Raw genomic sequence first — 18667 nt, 5'->3', positions numbered from 1 at the left:
ATCCAATTAAGCTACTTCGGTTATTTCTATTTCTGTTTCTTTAAACTTTGCTTTTTTTCTTGCTAATTTTTTCAATGGTGGACATTTTTCTTCATTAAAATAGGTCACTTGGCAATCAAGACAGTAATGGCACTCACGCATGTTAATAACACCATCTGGATCTATTGCTTGAATCTCACATTCTTTAGCACATGTTTTACAAGGCTGACCACATTCAGGACGACGACGTAACCAACTAAATAAACGAACGCTGTTACTTGTTGATAACGCAGCACCTAACGGACACAAGTAACGACAGAAGAATTTGCGGTTAAAAATGTTAATAATAAGTAGAATGGTGGCATACAATACAAACGGCCATTCACGATCAAACTTCAATAAGAAAGTGGTTTTAAATGGCTCTACTTCAGCGAATTGCTCGGCCAGTGATAATGACTCCATCGACAAACCAAACAGTGCTAATAAAATTAGATATTTAATGGCCCATAAACGTTCATGAACAGCCCAAGGTAATTCAAATTGTGGAATTTTGATGTAGCGTGCAAAAATATTCATTAATTCTTGTAACGCGCCAAACGGGCATAACCAGCCACAGTAAACCGCACGACCCCATAAAATCATGGTAACCGCTGCTGCGCCCCAAAGAATGAAAATCACTGGGTCAAGTAAGAACAAGTCCCAAGAAAAATCAGACATAAAGGCTTGTAAGAAAGTAAATACGTTCACTACAGAGAGTTGTCCGCCCCAAGACCAACCAATAAATACCACCGTAACAATTAGGAATAAATGACGGAAGTTATGCATAAATGTTGGATGACGTACAAGGATGTCCTGGAAAAACAAGCTCATCACAACAATAATAAGTAAGATAATGAGTACAATGACTTCAGCTTCTTTTTCTTTCCATACTTGCTGCGCTAGCGTTAATTCTGGCTCAGGCATAATGACAGCTGGGCGATCTAAATATTTGTCTAAGGTATGATAATCAGCTTTAAAACTTGTGAATATACTTTCTAGAGGACCGGTTTGACGACGAACTAATAACTCTAGCTGCCAATCAGAAGCGGGGTTAAACTTGTGGTGGTCACGGATAATAAAGATTGAACGCTCACTGAATTGTGGGGCTCCTTCAATATAAATATCGGGTACGCGACTGTGATCTAAATCTCTAAAGGCAAATGCATCGCCATTTTGTAATATTTGAAGACGATCAAAAATAGCACCACGAACATAACCAGAGCCTTTAAATGAATAACCTGTACCCATTAAAATAAGCGCGTGTTCGCCAGGTTTTAATGAAGAAATAACATAGTCATACTCACTATCACCAAGTAAGTTACGACCAACGGTAGGAATGTTTAATTGTGCAAAATAAACCTCGGCAAACATATCTTGTTTTTGTTCGCTACTCGCTTCTTCAACATGTTCGGCATCAGTATCAACAAACGCTTCATCAACAGTTTTTCTGTTGAGGTATAACTTACGGATAGAGCCATCACCGGTGAGGGTAGTCCAATCTGACTTGGCAAAAACGTCAGGGTAAATGGTTCCCATTGGTTGTATTACGTCTTGGCTAGCACTAATAATACCTAGCGCACGAGCAACCTTTGTTGCTGATTTTACAATACCAACATTCATCACCATTACCGTAACGGTTGCGCCAGAAAGGCCATCGATGTGAATAACATTGTCGGTTTTGTTGCCGCCAACTTTTAAACGGTCACTCACATGTAAACCGTCATATTGTTTGGTGAAATTATGTAATTTACTTTCGGGAATGCCCGCTAATATGATTGGTTCATGATGTTCTAATACTTTTGCGCCTAAATAAACGCCTTTAGTATCAATAGCCACTAACATATTTACTGGTTCGCCTGAATAGGCTGGGATTTTAGCTATGTCATTAGTTTCAAAGGCGTAACCTAAAATCTCATCGCCTTTAGAACCTTGTTTATAAACGGTCCAAACTAAGGGACCACCTTCTTCAGTAGCTTGTTTCTCACTAATTTTAGTTTGTTCGGCAAAGATCTCCTTAATTAACGGCATAGGATCTTTAGGAGGGCTAACAAAAAGGGCTTGTGCTGGCATGATGACACATAAAAATAGAACCAACGCTTGGGTAAGCGTGCTTCTCAGTGTAGAGACTGTTTGTTGGGATAAACCCATGAAGAAGTTAAAAAAATTATTTACTAACATGACATCGCCAAGGTGTTGTGTTCATGCAGTATGGCATAAAAATGACCAACTGCGACAATATGTCACAGTGTACGCTTTCGCTTTAAAGCCGTTATGATGTAGATCAAGCTATGTAAATAAATGTACTGTGGTTTGTATTCCTTAAATCCTTATATAAATTATGGGTATAAGTATCGATATGACGCTAAATCGCTTAATATCGAATCATTGCTTTACTTCAATTGAAAACACCCCTTTAATGATAAGTAAAGAGCACAACCAGTAAGTTTTATAGGTAAATTCATATGTTTGCAGTACACGGGGATTGGCGAATATTAGTAAAAAACAATTATGTATTGCAGTGGTTTAGTGGTTGCTGGAATGAAGAAGCGGCTATTCAATATTGCCGAGAATTTCGCGCTGAAACGGAGCATTTACAAGGAACGCAGTGGGCCATTTTTTCCTATTTTGATGAGTGGGAATTAGGCGTTCCTGAGATGGAATCTCATTTAATTGAGCATTGCCAGCAATTTAAAAATAGCGGCTGTATCAAAGACTGTCATGTTTATTCGCCATCAGCTTGGAAGAACATGCAACTTGAAAATATTGTCCCGCAAAGTGAAGGGAATTATGAACGACGCGTGTTCGTTGAAGCAGCAGAGGCCATTGCCTGGATGAAATCGTGTGGATTCTCTATTGAAGCGGATGAATTTTTAAATAGTTTGCCTAAGTGATTTTGGCTTAGACCCATTGTGCATTTTACAAAAAACCAGTCACGATGACTGGTTTTTTCTTGTGGTAATGAAAACTTTTCTGAGGCTTAGAAAATGTTGGCGTGTAATTTTTCGGCAATAAAATCAATGGCTTTTTGTGCTCGTATGCTATTACCTGCGGAATCAAGTTTGGGTGAAAATACAGCGACTGCAAATTTTCCAGGGGATACTGCGATAATACCGCCACCGACGCCACTTTTTGCAGGCAAACCTACTTGATACGCCCATTGACCGCTATTCTCATAAAGTCCTGCAGTTGTCATTACCGCCAACACCCGCGAGACATTATCACTACTCATTAAACGTTTATCTGTTAACGGGTGAACACCGTTATTGGCAAGCACCGATGCCATTACGGCAAGATCTTTGGCGGTAACAGCAACTGAGCATTGGCGAGTATAGACGGCAAGGTTGATATCGACATCACCATAAAAACGGTCATAAGAAGTTAATAACTCTGCAATTGCGCGGTTATGACCATTGGTGTCAGATTCAGATTTATAAACATCTTCTAAAACACTTAACTTTCGGTTGGCAAATTTATCATACCAAGCAGAAAGAGCCGACCACTTAGCTTTTTCGTTGTTACCATCAAGTAAGCTTACGGTAGCTATCGCACCGGCATTAACTAAAGGGTTCACACTGCGTGCTTTATTTAGTTCTATAGCAGTCACTGAGTTGAATGCTAAACCTGTGGCATTTACGCCTATTTTATCAACAATTGTTTGTGGACCTTTTTGTTCCATTGCTAATGCTAAGGTGAATACTTTAGAAATAGATTGAATAGAGAAAGGCTGATTGACGTCGCCTTTGGTATAAATTTTGCCATGAGGAGTGACTACCACTAAGCCAAAATAAGCTGAATCTACCTTAGCTAATGCAGGAATATAGTCAGCATTTTTACCTGAAGTATCATTTTTAAACTTATGATAAGCATCATCTAATATGCTTTGTATAACTGGCTGTTGCGGAGATTTTGCCAATACTGGGCTGGCACATGTTAATACCAGCAGTTGAACAAAAATTACTAAGTAGTTAGTTAACTTCATTAAATAGATTCCTTATTAATATTTAAAACCGACAGAGGCTTGAACTCTAAAGTTATCAGCTTCAAGGTTTGATTTACTTTGAACATCACCATATTGTAATTCAACGCCTGCTTTTACTTGACTAGCGGGATACCAAATAATATTTGCCGTTGAATAAGCACTATTTTTCATGGCTTTGTCTTTTTGCGTCACTAGATTATCAATAGTTAAATAACTATAACCAATAGCACTGCTCCATTTTTTACTCCATTGTTTATTATAATAGGCAAAACCGCCAGTCACTGGGATAGCTTTTAAACGGCCATTGCCGTCTAAACCTGCATCAACGCCACCCGTTTCATCACTGTAATAACTACAGCAGGTGTCATTAACATAACGCCCTATACCCTCACCATGTGCCAGTTGAAACTTTATCGAGTCTGCAGGCGTTAGTGTGATGGCACCTGAAATATTGAGTCCCCAACCTAGCGTTGTATCTTTAGTTGATAATGTTTCATAGCCAAGTTGTCTAAACACCATAGCCGACTTTATGTAACCAAAATCACCACTGTGTAAGTAAGATACTGTCAAGTCAGGTAACTCATTAATATCGTCATAATCTGCATTTGTAGACGATTTTGGCACGGCAAAATCACTGGCAGATTTTTCTATGGTAAACATTATTCGGCCACTTTTACTCACTGCTGTGCTATAGCGTACTTGGGGCTGACGGGTAAATACCATCGAGTTAGGACCCCAAAAATCTAAAATATTGGGGAAGGAATTAATATCCATAAAACCACTAAATGTTTGACCGGCACCAAAATCACCTATTTCTCCCCATAAATGGGTAAGGTTAAAATCAGCATTACCTTGATCATCAAACATATCAAACTCAAAGCGAGTGATCATTGCACCGTACTGGGTCGGAGTGTAACTTTTAAAGGATAAATTAGATTGACCAACACTAAGCAAAGTATTGTCTTTAGTAGTGTTTTTTTCATAAGCAATGGAAGATGTTTGGAAGCCCGCACGATTGGTCATTTCGCCATTATTATAAATAGCATCTAACCAAATCTGTCCGCCAATCTGCAAGGTGGTATCACTATTACTTAGTACAATACTTTTATCAGGTGCTTCAAAATCATGACTAGGTCGTTGTGTAGTTTTAGGTATGACTACGACATTTTTGCTATTACTTGATTTTTTTTGTCCATCTTTATCGGTTGCTGAGCTTTGGTTGTTTTGCTTTTGTACTTGTTGTTCTAGTTCTAATAAGCGTTGCTCTAAACTTTTGATACGCTCTTTATCTGTTTGTTCACTATAAGCGCTTACTGAACAAAGTGTGCTCAATGCAGCTAAAGATAGAGATAATGAACGGGCAGCGTTAAAACGTCGAGAAGATAGATATGTCTGGGCAGGTTTAGTCATTTACAATCTCACTATTTGAGTCTTACTCATTGATTCAAGTAATTTTATTTGGCTAAGTTTAGTTAAGTAAAATAAGTAGTAAGTAGCAAGAGATGAAGTGAGAATATAATCATTTAAGTGCCGTCCATGTGCATAATTATTGACCTCTACATTATCTCAATGACAGGATAAAACAACCAGTTATTGCAAATTATTTCTCCCTAGCAAGCAAAGAAAATAGTAGAAAAGGCATAAAAAAAGCCAATCACTTAAGTACTGGCTTGATATAAGGTAAGTGACTTTTTTGACTAACTTAACTGACGGTAATACGTGCAAATTTACGTTTACCTACTTGATAAACGGCAGTTGTGCCAGCGCTAACTACTAAGCTACGGTCAGTTACTTTTTCGCTATCAATTTTAGCCGCGCCTTGTTTGATCATTCTAAAGGCATCAGAAGTACTACCAACTAATCCTGCTTCTTTAAGCAAGTTAGCAATGGCTATTTCACCCTTTTCAGTCGTAATCGTTAATTCTGGCATATCATCAGGTAACGCACCTTTTTGGAAACGATTGATGAATTCATCATGAGCAGCTTGTGCTGCAGCTTCATCATGAAAACGAGTAATCAATTCTTTGGCTAAATCAATTTTGACGTCGCGGGGATTTTTACCTTCGCTAATTTCAACTTTATAGCATTCAATTTCTTCAAGCGGTTTAAAGCTTAGTAGCTCATAGTAACGCCACATTAATACATCTGAAATAGACATGATTTTGCCAAACATTTCAGTAGGCGAATCAGTAATACCAATGTAGTTACCTAATGACTTAGACATTTTTTGCACGCCATCTAGGCCTTCAAGTAATGGCATCATTAGTACTGTTTGTGGACGCTGTCCTTCAGACTTTTGTAACTCACGGCCCATCAGTAAGTTGAATTTTTGATCGGTACCACCTAGTTCAACATCGGCCTCAAGCGCAACAGAATCCCAGCCTTGTACCAGTGGGTACATAAACTCATGAATAGCAATTGCTTGACCATTGGCGTAACGTTTTTTAAAGTCGTCACGTTCCATCATACGCGCTACTGTTTGACGAGAGGCAAGTTGTAACATACCCGCAGCGCCTAGTTTTTCCATCCAAGTAGAATTAAAAGCAACCGTTGTTTTAGCGGGATCTAATATTTTAAAAACCTGCTCTTTATACGTTTCAGCGTTGGCTAGTACATCTTCTTTGGTAAGCGCTTTACGGGTAACATTTTTGCCCGTTGGATCACCAATCATACCGGTGAAGTCACCAATTAAGAAAATAACTTCGTGACCTAGTTGCTGAAATTGACGAAGCTTATTAATTAAAACCGTGTGGCCTAAATGTAAATCAGGTGCAGTAGGATCAAAACCTGCTTTGATTTTTAACGGCTTACCTGTTTTTAATTTTTCGAGTAATTCTTCTTCAACTAATATTTCTTCTGCACCGCGTTTTAGCTCGGCGAATGCTTGGTTAACTTCGGTCATTAGGACTCCACTGATTGGCTTTGAGTACTTAGTCTATTAATAAGTGATAACTACTGAGCGGTTGCACTGAAAACAAGGCGCAGCCTACTTTGATAAATGAGTGGTTATAGTGACTAGGTAAAGTTTATTTAATGGTCGAATTCTACTGCACTTTGCGGGTGGGATAAAACCTTATAATGGCTTTTTTAGTAAAGAAAGAGTGATCCTGATGATAAACAGACTCAATAAAGGGTTAACTTATGCGAGTTATGTTGATTTTTTTGTTTTTAAAAGTAAATCACGTCATTAAAAACTTAATAAGTTGTTGTGTTTAATCTTCGTGTTGAACGAAATTTAAACAGAAGTCTATTACTCAGTTTGTCTTTTAATGTGATTAATTACATTTGCTTACAAAGACAGGGATTCTCATTGACTTGTACCGTCAGTAATAGCATTATTTTTTCTGTAGTTTAGGGTTAGTTTTGATATAGTCGTTAGATTACCTGAATTTGTTTTTGATTTATCATTTCCCGCTATGAAAGTTTCGAGTCGTATTCTGTTGAAAAAATTATTAGAAATATTTAAAAACCTACCTAAGCTTCATCGCCGGATAATTATTATCAGTAGCTGTTTTATGCTGCTTTTATTGATCATTCCCTCGAATGATGAAAGTCTCGATGCTGAAGATATCCAAGTCGGTAAACGCATTCAGGTATCATTGCCAGAAGATATAGTGCCTAAAGGTACAGCGCCAAAGCAAAGTGCTTTACCACAGCGAAATATTAGTAAAGCCAACAACAAAATCACAATTGAACAGTTACCCTCGTTAGCTAAAAGCGGTAGTGCGCAAAATGAAGGCGGCTTAGTGAGTGGAAAATTAGAAAGAAAGGTCAAAATACAAGACTCGGTAGAAAAACTTGCCCAATTAAGCTGGCAAACCGTGAAGGTTCGAAATGGTGACTCTTTAGCATTGATACTAAAACGGTTAGGATTTAGTGCTCAAACAACCTATGCGGTGAGTACAGCTAAAGGTAAAGAGAGTAAATTATTAAAAAGACTGAATGTCGGTGATAAATTACGAATTGCCAAAAATGAAGAGCAACAATTAGCCGCGCTTGAATATCCTCTTTCTAAAACTGATACTTTATTCATTAATTTAGTGGGCGACAGTTATCAATCTCATCGGGAAAGTAAAGAAGTAGAGATACGAGAAAGTTTTAGTTACGGCACCATCAATTCTAGCTTTTGGAATGCTGGCGTAACTGCTGGCTTGAATGATAGCCAAATTATTAACTTTGCCAATATTTTTGGTTGGGACATTGATTTTGCCTTAGATATCCGTGAAGGCGACAGCTTTCATATTACCTATGAAAAGAAATATATCGACGGTGAATATATAGGTACAGGCGATATTTTAGCGGCAGAAATAACTAACCAAGACGAAGTCTTCCAAGCTATTCGTTTTACTGATGATGAGTATTATAGTCCTGATGGTAGAAGTATGCGTAAAGCCTTCTTACGTGCACCTGTAAACTTTAAATATATAAGCTCTAGTTTTAAACGAAAACGTTTTCATCCAGTGCAGAAACGTTGGAAAGCACATCGTGGTATTGATTACGCTGCTAAGACCGGCACACCCGTTGTTGCGGCAGGTAATGGTAAAGTGACACATGCGACTTATAATAAATACAATGGTAACTATGTCTTTATTCAACATGGTAATGGCATAGTAACTAAGTATCTGCACTTTTCTAAACGTGCAGTCAAAAAAGGTCAACGTGTCAAACAAGGGCAAGTCATTGGTTATGTGGGCGCTACTGGTTTAGCGGCAGGGCCGCATTTACATTACGAATTTTTACTTCATGGCGTACATCGTAATCCGCGTACCGTCAAATTACCTGATGCTAGGCCTATCGCTAAAAAATATAAAGCTAAATTCTTATTATTAGCTGATGAACGTCTAGAAGCATTATCAGGGGCTAAAAATGCATTACTTTCGACACAAGCAAGTGATATAGCGACTAATGATTAATACTGAAGCGGTAGCACGAGGAAAATACTATATTGGTTTGATGTCAGGCACCAGTGCTGATGGTATCGACTTAGCGCTAGTAGACTTTAGTGCTCAGGGGAAACAGCCTCGATTAGTGGCCAGTTTCTATAAAAGTTATAGCGCTGTTATTGCAGATAAAATTACCTCGCTTTATCAACCTGGGAATAATGAGGTTGATCGTGCATTTCATTTGGATGTTGAATTAGCGCAGTTATTTTCTCAGGCCATTAATGCATTACTTAATCAAGAAGACCTTAGCCCTAAAGATATTATCGCCATTGGTAATCACGGGCAAACCATTCGTCATCGTCCAAGTGGAGATAACCCATTTACTCTACAAATAGGTTGCTGCCAAACGTTGGCAACATTGACTGGAATTCGCGTGGTAGGGCAGTTTCGTCGTAAAGATATGGCGTTAGGGGGTCAAGGCGCACCTTTAGTCCCGATTTTTCATCAACAGTTATTTACTCAAACAAGCGCAGCTAACTTTGTGGTGAATATCGGCGGTATTGCCAATATAACTTTTTTGCCTGAGCAAGGCTCTAATCAGCCTGTTTTGGGGTTTGATACTGGCCCCGGTAATGCTTTGCTTGATGATTGGTTCACTAAACATCATTCAAGCAGTGCTGACACCTTTGATAAAAATGGTGCTTGGGCGAAAACGGGACAAATTATCCCATTGCTGTTAGAACAGTTGATTCAAGATGATTATATAAAGTCAGCAGCACCTAAAAGTACAGGAAGAGAGTATTTCCACCTTGAATGGCTTGAACAGCAATTAACGGCTTTTAAAGAAGTAACTCATTCGCAACCTGAGACAGTAACTAATCATAGTGCCAATATTCAAGCGACATTATTGGCTTTTACCGCACAGAGTATAAGCAATGCCATTAGGGCATTAACGCCACAAGCCAAGGTCTACTTGTGTGGCGGCGGTGTACATAATAACGCTCTAGTTGACGCGCTTAGAAGTAGGTTAACTGCATCCGACACTGCGTTTGAAATAAAGAACATGCAAGCACTGAACATTGATGGTGATATTCTTGAAGCTATGGCGTTTGCTTGGCTTGCATACGCTTTTGATCAAGGTTTAGATAGTAATCTGCCAGCAGTAACTGGAGCGAGCGCAAGTTGTACCTTGGGTAGTGCTTTTCTTCCTTAAATATTTTTTCATAAGTTTGAGTCAGTTACTTACGTTCAGCAGTTTCATGCTTAAATCAGACAATAATCTACTAGCATTTCATCACATCAATACTATACTTAATTACTGGGTGTTCAAAAAATGAACTAACTGGTCGTGCTGAAGTCAAACTCAGTACACCTTGGAAGTTAGCGTTGAGGAGGGCTTATGGAATTTAAAGATATTCATATTGGTATGAAATGTGGCAGTAAAAAAGGTAGCGGTACTGTTACGTGGGTTGATGGCTCAACACATACTATTTATATGGTTGATTGTAACAATAATGACAACTTTGAAGTTAACATCAACGATATTATCGAAGATCCACAAGCGCACAATAAAGAAGATGATTACTATTAAATAGTATTGAAATTTATCTTTGAAAAATAATTAGAAACCCGACAAATTTACAGTTTGTCGGGTTTTTTATTTCCACTTAGTCAATATACCCGTCCACTTGAAGGTGCAGGTTTTCAGTGGGAATTTAAATGATTTTAGGCAAGAAGAATGATTTAAGCATAGTCATTCTATGTTTTGATTATTTGACGCAGTATAAAGTCATTTAAAACTCATCGAAGAAGCGCTTGAGCAACATCACTTCATCGTTGCTGTGATTCACAATGGAATAACCATTATGTCATCACAGCGCCTTGAGTTGAAATTGCTCAAGCACTCTGAAACCAGCATCTTGATTGGTGACGGGTATATATTGAATCTGCCTTAGTTATTTGCCACACTGCTCCCTCTACGACTAGCTTGATTAATTGAATTAGTATAATCAAGCCACTCAATATCAAACTCATGCTTTAAGGTCTTTTATGGATTGGTTGTCAGTGCTACCTCCTTTGGTCGCTATTATTATTGTTATTTGGAAAAAAGAAGTCATTCTTGCTTTGCTTACTGCCGTATTTACCTCTGAGTTGTTATTAGCATCACAAGAGCATAGCAATGTCATTTTTCATGCCTTTATTGGCTCTCTCGAACGAGTTATCAGCGTGGTTAGCTCTGCTGGTAATGCCCGTATTTTGATTTTTAGTTTACTGATTGGCGCTTTATTGGCGTATGTTAGAGATTCAGGTGGTGTTACTGCAACGGTAGAAAAATTAGTTAATAAAGGTATTGCCAAAAGTAAGCGACAAGTAGGTGCTCTAACCATGTTTACTGGCATGGTCATCTTTATTGAATCAAATCTTAGTGTGCTTACTGCAGGTATTTTGTCTCGTGATTTATTCGACAAATTCAAAATGAGCCGTGCTCGCTTAGCGTATATTATTGACAGTACCAGTGCGCCAGTATGTATATTAGTACTGCTAAATGGCTGGGGTGCGTATGTACTAGCACTGTTAAATAACTATGAACTAGGGCAGTCTTCTGTGTCTATTTTATGGGGCTCAGTCGCTTTTAATTTCTACGCCATTATCGCTTTGCTTATGGTGGTTTATACGGTGGTGACCGATAGAGTACATGGCCCAATGAAAACGGCAGAGTTGGCATTGAATACAAGCGATAAAACGAAGGGAACAATAGAATCTGACGATTTATCACAGCGCTCTTCAATAGCGGAAACAACTTTGCAGTCGACAGTTTAACAAAAAGCGGCACCACAAGAAACACTATCACAAGCCATACTACAAGAAACCATGGTGCCAGCCACTAAAGCACGCTTTATGTTGGTACCCTTATTGAGCATGATTTTCGGTATGTTTTTCTTTATGTATTGGAGCGGAAATGGCGATATCACGCAAGGTGATGGTAGTAAATCTGTACTTTATGCCACCTGTTTAGGTTTGGCAGTAAGTTACTTTTTATTGCGCTTTTCTAATCGTTTCGAACATCAAGAGTTAGTAGAAATAGGTTTTAAAGGCATTGCTGAATTATTACCGTTAGTAACGATAGTGCTATTGTCATTGACCCTTGGCGCTAGCTTGAAAGAGCTGGGCACAGGTTATTTTATTGCAGGTATTGTTGGTGAGTATTTACCATTAATTTTAGTCGTGCCTATGTTGTTCATCGCAGGTGCAGTTATTTCATTTAGTACTGGGACTTCGTGGGGTACTTTCGCCATTTTAATTCCTATTGGCGTACCATTAATTCAAGCGCTCGGTTTACCGCCTTCATTAGTGATTGCTGCAATTTTAGGTGGTGGTATCTTTGGTGATCATTGCTCACCAATCTCTGATACCACCTGTGTATCAGCCATCGCATCAGGTTGTGATTTACTTGAGCATGTTAAAACCCAGATGCCTTATGCACTGTTTGGTGGCGCGTTAACACTTGTGGCTTATATTATCGCAAGCATTGTCATGATTTAACTTATATACCCAAGCCACTTGAATATGCGCGTTTCAGGACACTTGGTTATAACTCTTTTGCGTGCGATGAGTTGTAAAGCAGTTCAGTTACTGCCGATTAATTGTCTAAGATTTACAGTCTAAGAATAACGAGTAATAATAATGAAAATAACGCGACCGATGTTAACTTTTTTACTTGTATCAGCCTTTGCTAATACTGCATTTTCTAATACTGTCTTAGCAAAAGAACTTCCTTTTGCAATCGCCATTCATGGTGGTGCTGGTACCATTAAAAAAGACCATTTTACTCCTGAAAAAGAAGCCGCTTATCGCGCTAAATTAAAAGAGTCTGTTGAAGCAGGTTATACCGTTCTTGAACAGGGCGGCACTAGTCTTGATGCGGTAACTACGGCAATAAACATTCTTGAAAACTCACCATTTTTCAATGCAGGCAAAGGCGCTGTTTATACCCATGAAGAAACTCATGAAATGGATGCTTCTATTATGAACGGGAAAAATCGTCAAGCAGGTGCTGTTGCGGGGGTTAAGCATATTGAAAATCCGATAAACCTTGCTCGCTTGGTGATGGATGAATCAGTGCATGTCATGTTAAGTGGTGCTGGCGCAGAAACCTTTGCTCAAAGCCAAGGTGTTAAGTTAGTTGATAATAAGATCTTCGATACTGACCATAGATATAAATCACTGCAACGCGCTAAAGCCAAAATGGAAAAGGCTAAACAACAAAAGAAAGACTACCAAGCAGCTCACTTTGCTTTAGATACCGAATATAAAGTGGGTACGGTTGGCGCAGTGGCACTTGATAAGTTCGGTAATATTGCTGCGGGCACATCTACTGGCGGCATGACCAATAAACGTTATGGCCGTATTGGCGATTCACCAGTGATAGGTGCAGGTACTTTTGCTGATAATGCTTCATGTGCCGTTTCAGCGACTGGCCATGGTGAATTCTTTATTCGTTATAACGTAGCGGCTGACATTTGTGCCAGAGTTCAATATCAAGGTAAGAGTATTGACCAAGCGGGTAAAGAAGTTATTCATGATGTGCTCATGCCTGTTGGTGGTACGGGTGGTGTGATTATTATAGATAGTAAAGGTAATATCAGCTTACCATTCAATACTAAAGGTATGTATCGAGCCAGCAAATCTACCAGCCAAGTGACTTATGTTGGTATTTTTAAAGATGATTAATTAAATATCAAATATCAAATAACAAAATCGAATAGCTAGAATACCTGCTCGGTAAGTTGTTGGTTACGCGAAGATTAGTGACTTAACTTTTAGTTTTTCGTCGCTATACCCTTTGATCTAGATCAACTTTCTCTGTCCATCATTAACAATATCGGCTAAAATCCGCGCCATATTTTAGTTGTTTAACCGCAGTACAGGAAACTAGACCATGTCTCAGCACGAAGAAGATTTTAAAGATCCCTCCTCTTTCAAACACTTAGCAATGATCCTTGTGGCAATGTTTGCTATGCCATTATTACCAATGGTTATGGGTTGGTTTACGCTTTTGCGTTAAGCAATATTAACTATTACTGGCGAGGGGCACTTGCTCCTCACAGTAATTATTGTCTTCTGCACTACTTACTACTTACTACTTACTACTTTCTCTCTTTGCCCCTTCTAACAATACTCAGTATTCTAGTCGTCTCAATTAAAACTCAATATCATCGTTATCCTGTCGATTCTTGCATTTAGACTTTTAAATTCGATTATTCATCGTTATTTTCTAATCAATGATACATTTTATTGTTAAAGTGTCTGCGAATTGTCCCGTCTTCAACTTAAAAGTGAATCGAATGCCTGATATAGCTGTTCTTGCGGTTTTTATTCCTACTTTCTTTTTTGTCTCTATCACGCCTGGTATGTGCATGACATTAGCTATGACGCTTGGCATGAGTATTGGTGTGCGTCGTACAATGTGGATGATGATTGGTGAACTCATTGGTGTCGCAATTGTTGCTATAGCTGCGGTATTTGGCGTTGCTAGTATTATGCTTAACTATCCAGATGTATTCGAAGTTTTGAAATGGATAGGTGGTGCATACTTAGCGTACATAGGCGTTAATATGTGGCGCTCAAGGGGTAAAATGTCGATAGGTGACAATAAACCCAGCGATGTCAGTCGTTATTCATTATTCACGCAAGGATTTGTCACCGCTATTGCTAACCCAAAGGGCTGGGCTTTTATGATTTCTCTGCTTCCTCCTTTTATTAGTGTTGACCGCGCAGTTGCACCACAATTACTGATGTTACTAGGCGTTATCATGTTTACTGAATTCACTAGCATGATGGCTTACGCTACGGGTGGTAAGAGTCTACGGTTATTTTTAAGTCGCGGCGATAATGTTAAATGGATGAATCGTATTGCCGGTAGCTTGATGGTAGGTGTCGGTATTTGGCTAGCAGTTAGTTAGCATTTAGCTAGAGCATGGTTTTCTCTGTACATGACTGAACTGAGCTTAAGCTAACTGGGTTTAAGTTAAACTGATGGCAACATTTTTCCCTCACATAGGTGATGAAACTCGCTTTCATAACCTGATCATAATACCATAGCCTAACTCTCTGTTTTCTTATTAAAGGATAGGCCTTAGCTATGATTAAGTTGCGCGATTTAGAATATTTAACGGCTATCGATAAACACAAACACTTTGGTAAAGCGGCTCAATCTTGTTTCGTTAGTCAGCCTACCTTGAGTGGGCAATTAATGAAGCTGGAAGAGCAATTAGGTTTGCAGCTGGTAGAGCGTCATCGCCGCAATGTTATGCTAACCCCTGCTGGAGAACAGTTAGTTAAAGAAGCGCGAAAAGTACTACAAGCTGCCGGACAATTTGAGTCTTGTGCTAAAGCCCTGCTTGACCCTTTTGCTGGTGATTTACATCTAGGTTTAATACCAACACTAGCGCCATATTTGTTGCCACATATCATGGCAGACTTGAATACAGCATTACCTAACATCAACTTCTTTTTACATGAAAACCAGACCAAGGTGTTATTGCAGCAATTGGATGAAGGTAAATTAGACGTATTAATTTTACCTTATCTTGAAGAAATGGATAAATTTGAATCATACCAATTATTTGATGAGCCACTTATGCTGGCAACACAAAAAAATCACCGACTTGCCAATAAAAAAGATTTATCACTTTCAGACTTGCATGATGAAAAAATTCTTACGTTAGCGGATGGTCATTGTCTGAAAGACCAAGCGATGGGGTATTGTTTCTCTGCTGGTGCTAAAGAAGATAATAGTTTTCAAGCGACAAGCTTAGAAACTCTACGTCATATGGTGGCAAGCGGTATGGGCATTACTTTATTACCTGCTCTTGCTGCACAAGGCAATTTAGCCAGCGATACTATTCATTATGGGCAGTTTCAAGCCCCTGTGCCTGTACGTGGTATCTCTTTGGTGATTAGGCCTAATTACTCACGTATGCAATGCGTTAGAGCGATAGTGGCAAGTGTTAGAAAGTCCCTCAACGGAATCATTACCTAGCTATACCCATCACACCTCAAAATAGCTCACTATATTTTCTTACATTACCAGTGATAGGTTTTGCCTATCATATTTATAATTACTATCGATTATGATAATTGTACTTCTGACTCTATTATTACCTCGTCTTCAACGAAACGAAGTTTATAAACGTTTCATTTTAGCTTTTTAAATACTTAACATTTTATTAAAAAACGGGAACTCAGAATGAACCAATCAATTATTAATACTAAATTATTACCTTTTAACGCTACTGCTTTTCACAACGGCGAATTTGTTGAACTAAGCGAAAAAGACCTTGCTGATAAATGGTCAATCGTTTTCTTCTACCCAGCTGATTTCACTTTTGTATGTCCTACCGAATTAGGTGACATGGCTGACCATTATGACGAATTACAAAAAATGGGTGTTGAAGTTTACTCAGTATCAACAGATACCCACTTTACTCATAAAGCATGGCACGACACGTCAGATACGATTAATAAAATAAAATATCCAATGATAGGTGACCCAACAGGCGCAATTACACGTAACTTTGGTGTCATGATCGAAGAAGCTGGTTTAGCACTTCGTGGCACATTTGTTATTAACCCAGAGGGTGAAGTAAAAATTGCTGAAGTACATGACTTAGGTATAGGCCGAAGCGCTGCAGAGTTACTACGCAAAGTTAAAGCTGCACAATATGTTGCCGAGCATGATGGTGAAGTATGTCCAGCAGCATGGCAACCAGGTGCTGAAACTTTAGCTCCATCACTAGACTTAGTAGGAAAAATCTAAATATTTGATTAGATAAGTTCTCCTTAGATTCGTTTAAATGCTTACTGCTCTGCGTTACGAGGGCTTCACATAGGCAAGCTATGCTACAGCCCTCGCGCCTTGAGCAGAAAGCATTTAATTCAAATCTAAAGTCAAACTTCGGCGGAATAAGGATGTTTCGCACTTGCTAATTAATAGCAAAACTAAAGTTCCTTTCCCTTATCACTTTCCACTTCCCATTGAATATCTTTAGAGGTCATTATGTTAGACACAAATTTACAAACACAATTAACAAGTTATTTAGACAATTTAAAAACACCAGTCGAGCTAATCACCTTTACTGATGAAAGCCCTAAGGCAAAAGAACTTGCCCAACTCGTATCACAAATTGCTGGATTATCACCGCTAATCACTGAAATTAATGGTAATAATACTGAGCAAGCCGCTAATGAACGAGTGCCATCTATGTTAGTACGTAGTGTCGCGAGCAATAGCGAAATGCGTTTCGCTGGTTTACCCATGGGACATGAATTTACCTCATTAGTGATGGCGTTATTGCACAGTGGTTCACATCCCCTCAAAATTGAGGCTGAACAAATAGAACAAGTGCGCAACCTTGAAGGCGATTTTGTCTTTGAAACCTACATCTCCTTAAGCTGTCAGAATTGCCCTGATGTGGTACAAGCCTTAAATATGATGGCTGCCCTTAATCCGAATATAAAACACACTATGATTGATGGTTCGTTATTCCAAACGGAAGTATTTGATCGTGATGTGATGGCAGTACCCAGTGTGTATCTAAATGGTGAATCATTTAGTCAAGGCCGTGTGTCATTAACCGATATTTTAAATAAAGTAGATAAAAATGCTGGTGCTCGCCAAGCCAAAGCATTAGAGAATAAAGATACCTATGACTTTTTAGTTGTCGGTGGTGGCCCAGCAGGTGCAGCAGCAGCAATTTATGCCGCCCGAAAAGGTATTAATACCGGCTTAGTCGCGGACAAATTCGGCGGTCAGGTCAGTGACACCCTGGCTATTGAAAATTTTATTTCCGTCAAAGCAACACAAGGACCAAAACTTGTCGCCAGTTTAGAAGAACATGTTCGTGAATATGATGTAGATATCATGAACAGTAATAAAGCGAGTCAAGTGAAACGTAATGAAGTAACAGGATTGGTTGAAGTTAGCTTAGAAAATGGTGCAGTCTTAAAAAGTAAATCGGTAGTATTGGCAACCGGCGCACGCTGGAGAGAAATGAATGTACCGGGTGAAAATGAGTATCGTGGCAAAGGTGTTGCTTACTGTCCTCATTGTGACGGGCCACTCTTTAAAGGCAAGCCAGTAGCGGTTATTGGTGGTGGTAATTCAGGTATTGAAGCTGCCATTGATTTAGCAGGTATTGTAGAGCACGTCACTGTTTTAGAATTTGCAGACACGCTACGTGCAGATGACGTTTTGGTGAGAAAAGCTAATTCGTTAACTAATGTCACTATTATTACTAATGCGCAAACCACTGAAGTACATGGCGATGGTAAACGTGTAACGAGCTTAAGTTACACTGACCGAGGTACAGGAGAGCATCATTCACTGGCATTGGCAGGTATTTTTGTGCAAATAGGGTTGATGCCAAACACTGAGTTTCTACAAGGTGAGATTGAGTTAACTAATCGCGGTGAAATTATTGCAGGCAGCCGAGGTGAGACGTCCATTGCAGGGGTATTTGCAGCAGGCGATGTAACCAACAACCCGTATAAACAAATTATCATTGCTATGGGTAGTGGCGCAAATGCCGCCTTGGGTGCTTTTGATTATCTTATTCGTCAGGACGTTTAATTAATATTCATACTTTTCAGTACTGATTACTTTTAATTAGTACTCATCATTAGAAAAGAAACCGTTTAAAAACTATCATTTAAACGGTTTAGCACGGGGGGTAGCTTACGACAGTGCTTGGTTTATTTGTGTAGTAACATCCGTTGTTAAGATGAG

Annotated in this window: 14 protein-coding genes and 1 pseudogene; 11 read left to right on the top strand and 4 right to left on the bottom strand. The window is 39.0% G+C overall.

Annotated elements, in window-relative coordinates:
• Positions 1 to 6: 6 nt before the first annotated feature.
• Positions 7 to 2166, bottom strand: a complete 2160-nt coding sequence (nosR, locus tag ESZ36_RS03940; protein ID WP_146784750.1) for a transcriptional regulator NosR — start codon at positions 2164 to 2166, stop codon at positions 7 to 9.
• A gap of 314 nt (positions 2167 to 2480) precedes the next feature.
• Here nosR and ESZ36_RS03935 point away from each other — a divergent pair, with 314 nt between their 5' ends.
• A complete protein-coding gene (locus ESZ36_RS03935; RefSeq protein ID WP_146783849.1) occupies positions 2481 to 2909 on the top strand; it encodes a hypothetical protein in 429 nt (142 codons plus the stop codon).
• Positions 2910 to 2995: 86 nt separating this feature from the next.
• Here ESZ36_RS03935 and glsA read toward each other — a convergent pair whose 3' ends face one another.
• From glsA to tyrS, 3 genes are all read right to left on the bottom strand, one after another.
• Positions 2996 to 3997 (bottom strand): glutaminase A, encoded by a 1002-nt coding sequence (gene glsA, locus ESZ36_RS03930; protein WP_246128982.1) that lies wholly within the window; start codon positions 3995 to 3997, stop codon positions 2996 to 2998.
• A 15-nt stretch (positions 3998 to 4012) separates the two neighbouring features.
• Entirely contained in the window at positions 4013 to 5407 is a 1395-nt protein-coding gene (locus tag ESZ36_RS03925; protein WP_146783846.1) for a DcaP family trimeric outer membrane transporter, read from the bottom strand.
• Between the two features lie 292 nt (positions 5408 to 5699).
• On the bottom strand, positions 5700 to 6899 hold the full coding sequence (gene tyrS, locus ESZ36_RS03920; RefSeq protein ID WP_146783842.1) for a tyrosine--tRNA ligase: 1200 nt from the start codon (positions 6897 to 6899) through the stop codon (positions 5700 to 5702).
• Positions 6900 to 7413: 514 nt separating this feature from the next.
• Here tyrS and ESZ36_RS03915 point away from each other — a divergent pair.
• The 10 genes and pseudogenes from ESZ36_RS03915 to ahpF all read left to right on the top strand — a co-directional run bounded on the left by ESZ36_RS03915 (position 7414) and on the right by ahpF (position 18511).
• Positions 7414 to 8910: an OapA family protein gene (locus ESZ36_RS03915; protein WP_146783839.1), complete on the top strand. Its 1497-nt coding sequence runs from the start codon at positions 7414 to 7416 to the stop codon at positions 8908 to 8910.
• The gene (locus tag ESZ36_RS03910; RefSeq protein WP_146783836.1) at positions 8903 to 10093 is read left to right on the top strand and encodes an anhydro-N-acetylmuramic acid kinase; all 1191 of its coding nucleotides are present in this window, start codon (positions 8903 to 8905) and stop codon (positions 10091 to 10093) included. Before ESZ36_RS03915 ends, ESZ36_RS03910 begins: the two co-directional genes overlap by 8 nt.
• 186 nt (positions 10094 to 10279) lie before the next feature.
• The gene (locus ESZ36_RS03905; protein ID WP_011045449.1) at positions 10280 to 10471 is read left to right on the top strand and encodes a hypothetical protein; all 192 of its coding nucleotides are present in this window, start codon (positions 10280 to 10282) and stop codon (positions 10469 to 10471) included.
• 458 nt (positions 10472 to 10929) lie between these two features.
• Positions 10930 to 12423: pseudogene (locus tag ESZ36_RS03900) on the top strand (Na+/H+ antiporter NhaC family protein).
• A gap of 159 nt (positions 12424 to 12582) precedes the next feature.
• A complete protein-coding gene (locus tag ESZ36_RS03895) occupies positions 12583 to 13611 on the top strand; it encodes an isoaspartyl peptidase/L-asparaginase family protein (protein WP_146784744.1) in 1029 nt (342 codons plus the stop codon).
• Positions 13612 to 13819: 208 nt separating this feature from the next.
• Positions 13820 to 13945, top strand: a complete 126-nt coding sequence (locus ESZ36_RS23050) for a hypothetical protein (protein ID WP_281285023.1) — start codon at positions 13820 to 13822, stop codon at positions 13943 to 13945.
• A gap of 280 nt (positions 13946 to 14225) precedes the next feature.
• Positions 14226 to 14843, top strand: coding sequence for a LysE family translocator (locus ESZ36_RS03890; protein ID WP_146783833.1), 618 nt, complete (start codon positions 14226 to 14228; stop codon positions 14841 to 14843).
• A 179-nt stretch (positions 14844 to 15022) separates the two neighbouring features.
• Positions 15023 to 15922 carry a DNA-binding transcriptional regulator OxyR gene (gene oxyR / locus ESZ36_RS03885; protein WP_146783830.1) on the top strand — a complete coding sequence of 300 codons (900 nt, stop codon included), beginning with the start codon at positions 15023 to 15025 and terminating at the stop codon, positions 15920 to 15922.
• 207 nt (positions 15923 to 16129) lie between these two features.
• On the top strand, positions 16130 to 16699 hold the full coding sequence (gene ahpC / locus ESZ36_RS03880; protein ID WP_101231451.1) for an alkyl hydroperoxide reductase subunit C: 570 nt from the start codon (positions 16130 to 16132) through the stop codon (positions 16697 to 16699).
• Between the two features lie 240 nt (positions 16700 to 16939).
• On the top strand, positions 16940 to 18511 hold the full coding sequence (gene ahpF / locus ESZ36_RS03875; protein ID WP_146783827.1) for an alkyl hydroperoxide reductase subunit F: 1572 nt from the start codon (positions 16940 to 16942) through the stop codon (positions 18509 to 18511).
• The last annotated feature ends 156 nt before the right edge of the window (positions 18512 to 18667 follow it).

Origin of the sequence: Colwellia demingiae (assembly GCF_007954275.1) — a bacterium.
Lineage (GTDB): Bacteria > Pseudomonadota > Gammaproteobacteria > Enterobacterales > Alteromonadaceae > Colwellia > Colwellia demingiae.
The sequence above is the reverse complement of the archived record's forward strand: the minus strand, read 5'-3'. Positions and strand labels throughout refer to the sequence as shown.

Coding starts and splice junctions, on each gene's coding strand:
- nosR (WP_146784750.1), bottom strand. CDS start 2,166: ATGGGTTTATCCCAACAAACAGTCTCTACACTGAGAAGCACGCTTACC.
- ESZ36_RS03935 (WP_146783849.1), top strand. CDS start 2,481: ATGTTTGCAGTACACGGGGATTGGCGAATATTAGTAAAAAACAATTAT.
- glsA (WP_246128982.1), bottom strand. CDS start 3,997: ATGAAGTTAACTAACTACTTAGTAATTTTTGTTCAACTGCTGGTATTA.
- ESZ36_RS03925 (WP_146783846.1), bottom strand. CDS start 5,407: ATGACTAAACCTGCCCAGACATATCTATCTTCTCGACGTTTTAACGCT.
- tyrS (WP_146783842.1), bottom strand. CDS start 6,899: ATGACCGAAGTTAACCAAGCATTCGCCGAGCTAAAACGCGGTGCAGAA.
- ESZ36_RS03915 (WP_146783839.1), top strand. CDS start 7,414: ATGAAAGTTTCGAGTCGTATTCTGTTGAAAAAATTATTAGAAATATTT.
- ESZ36_RS03910 (WP_146783836.1), top strand. CDS start 8,903: ATGATTAATACTGAAGCGGTAGCACGAGGAAAATACTATATTGGTTTG.
- ESZ36_RS03905 (WP_011045449.1), top strand. CDS start 10,280: ATGGAATTTAAAGATATTCATATTGGTATGAAATGTGGCAGTAAAAAA.
- ESZ36_RS03895 (WP_146784744.1), top strand. CDS start 12,583: ATGTTAACTTTTTTACTTGTATCAGCCTTTGCTAATACTGCATTTTCT.
- ESZ36_RS23050 (WP_281285023.1), top strand. CDS start 13,820: ATGTCTCAGCACGAAGAAGATTTTAAAGATCCCTCCTCTTTCAAACAC.
- ESZ36_RS03890 (WP_146783833.1), top strand. CDS start 14,226: ATGCCTGATATAGCTGTTCTTGCGGTTTTTATTCCTACTTTCTTTTTT.
- oxyR (WP_146783830.1), top strand. CDS start 15,023: ATGATTAAGTTGCGCGATTTAGAATATTTAACGGCTATCGATAAACAC.
- ahpC (WP_101231451.1), top strand. CDS start 16,130: ATGAACCAATCAATTATTAATACTAAATTATTACCTTTTAACGCTACT.
- ahpF (WP_146783827.1), top strand. CDS start 16,940: ATGTTAGACACAAATTTACAAACACAATTAACAAGTTATTTAGACAAT.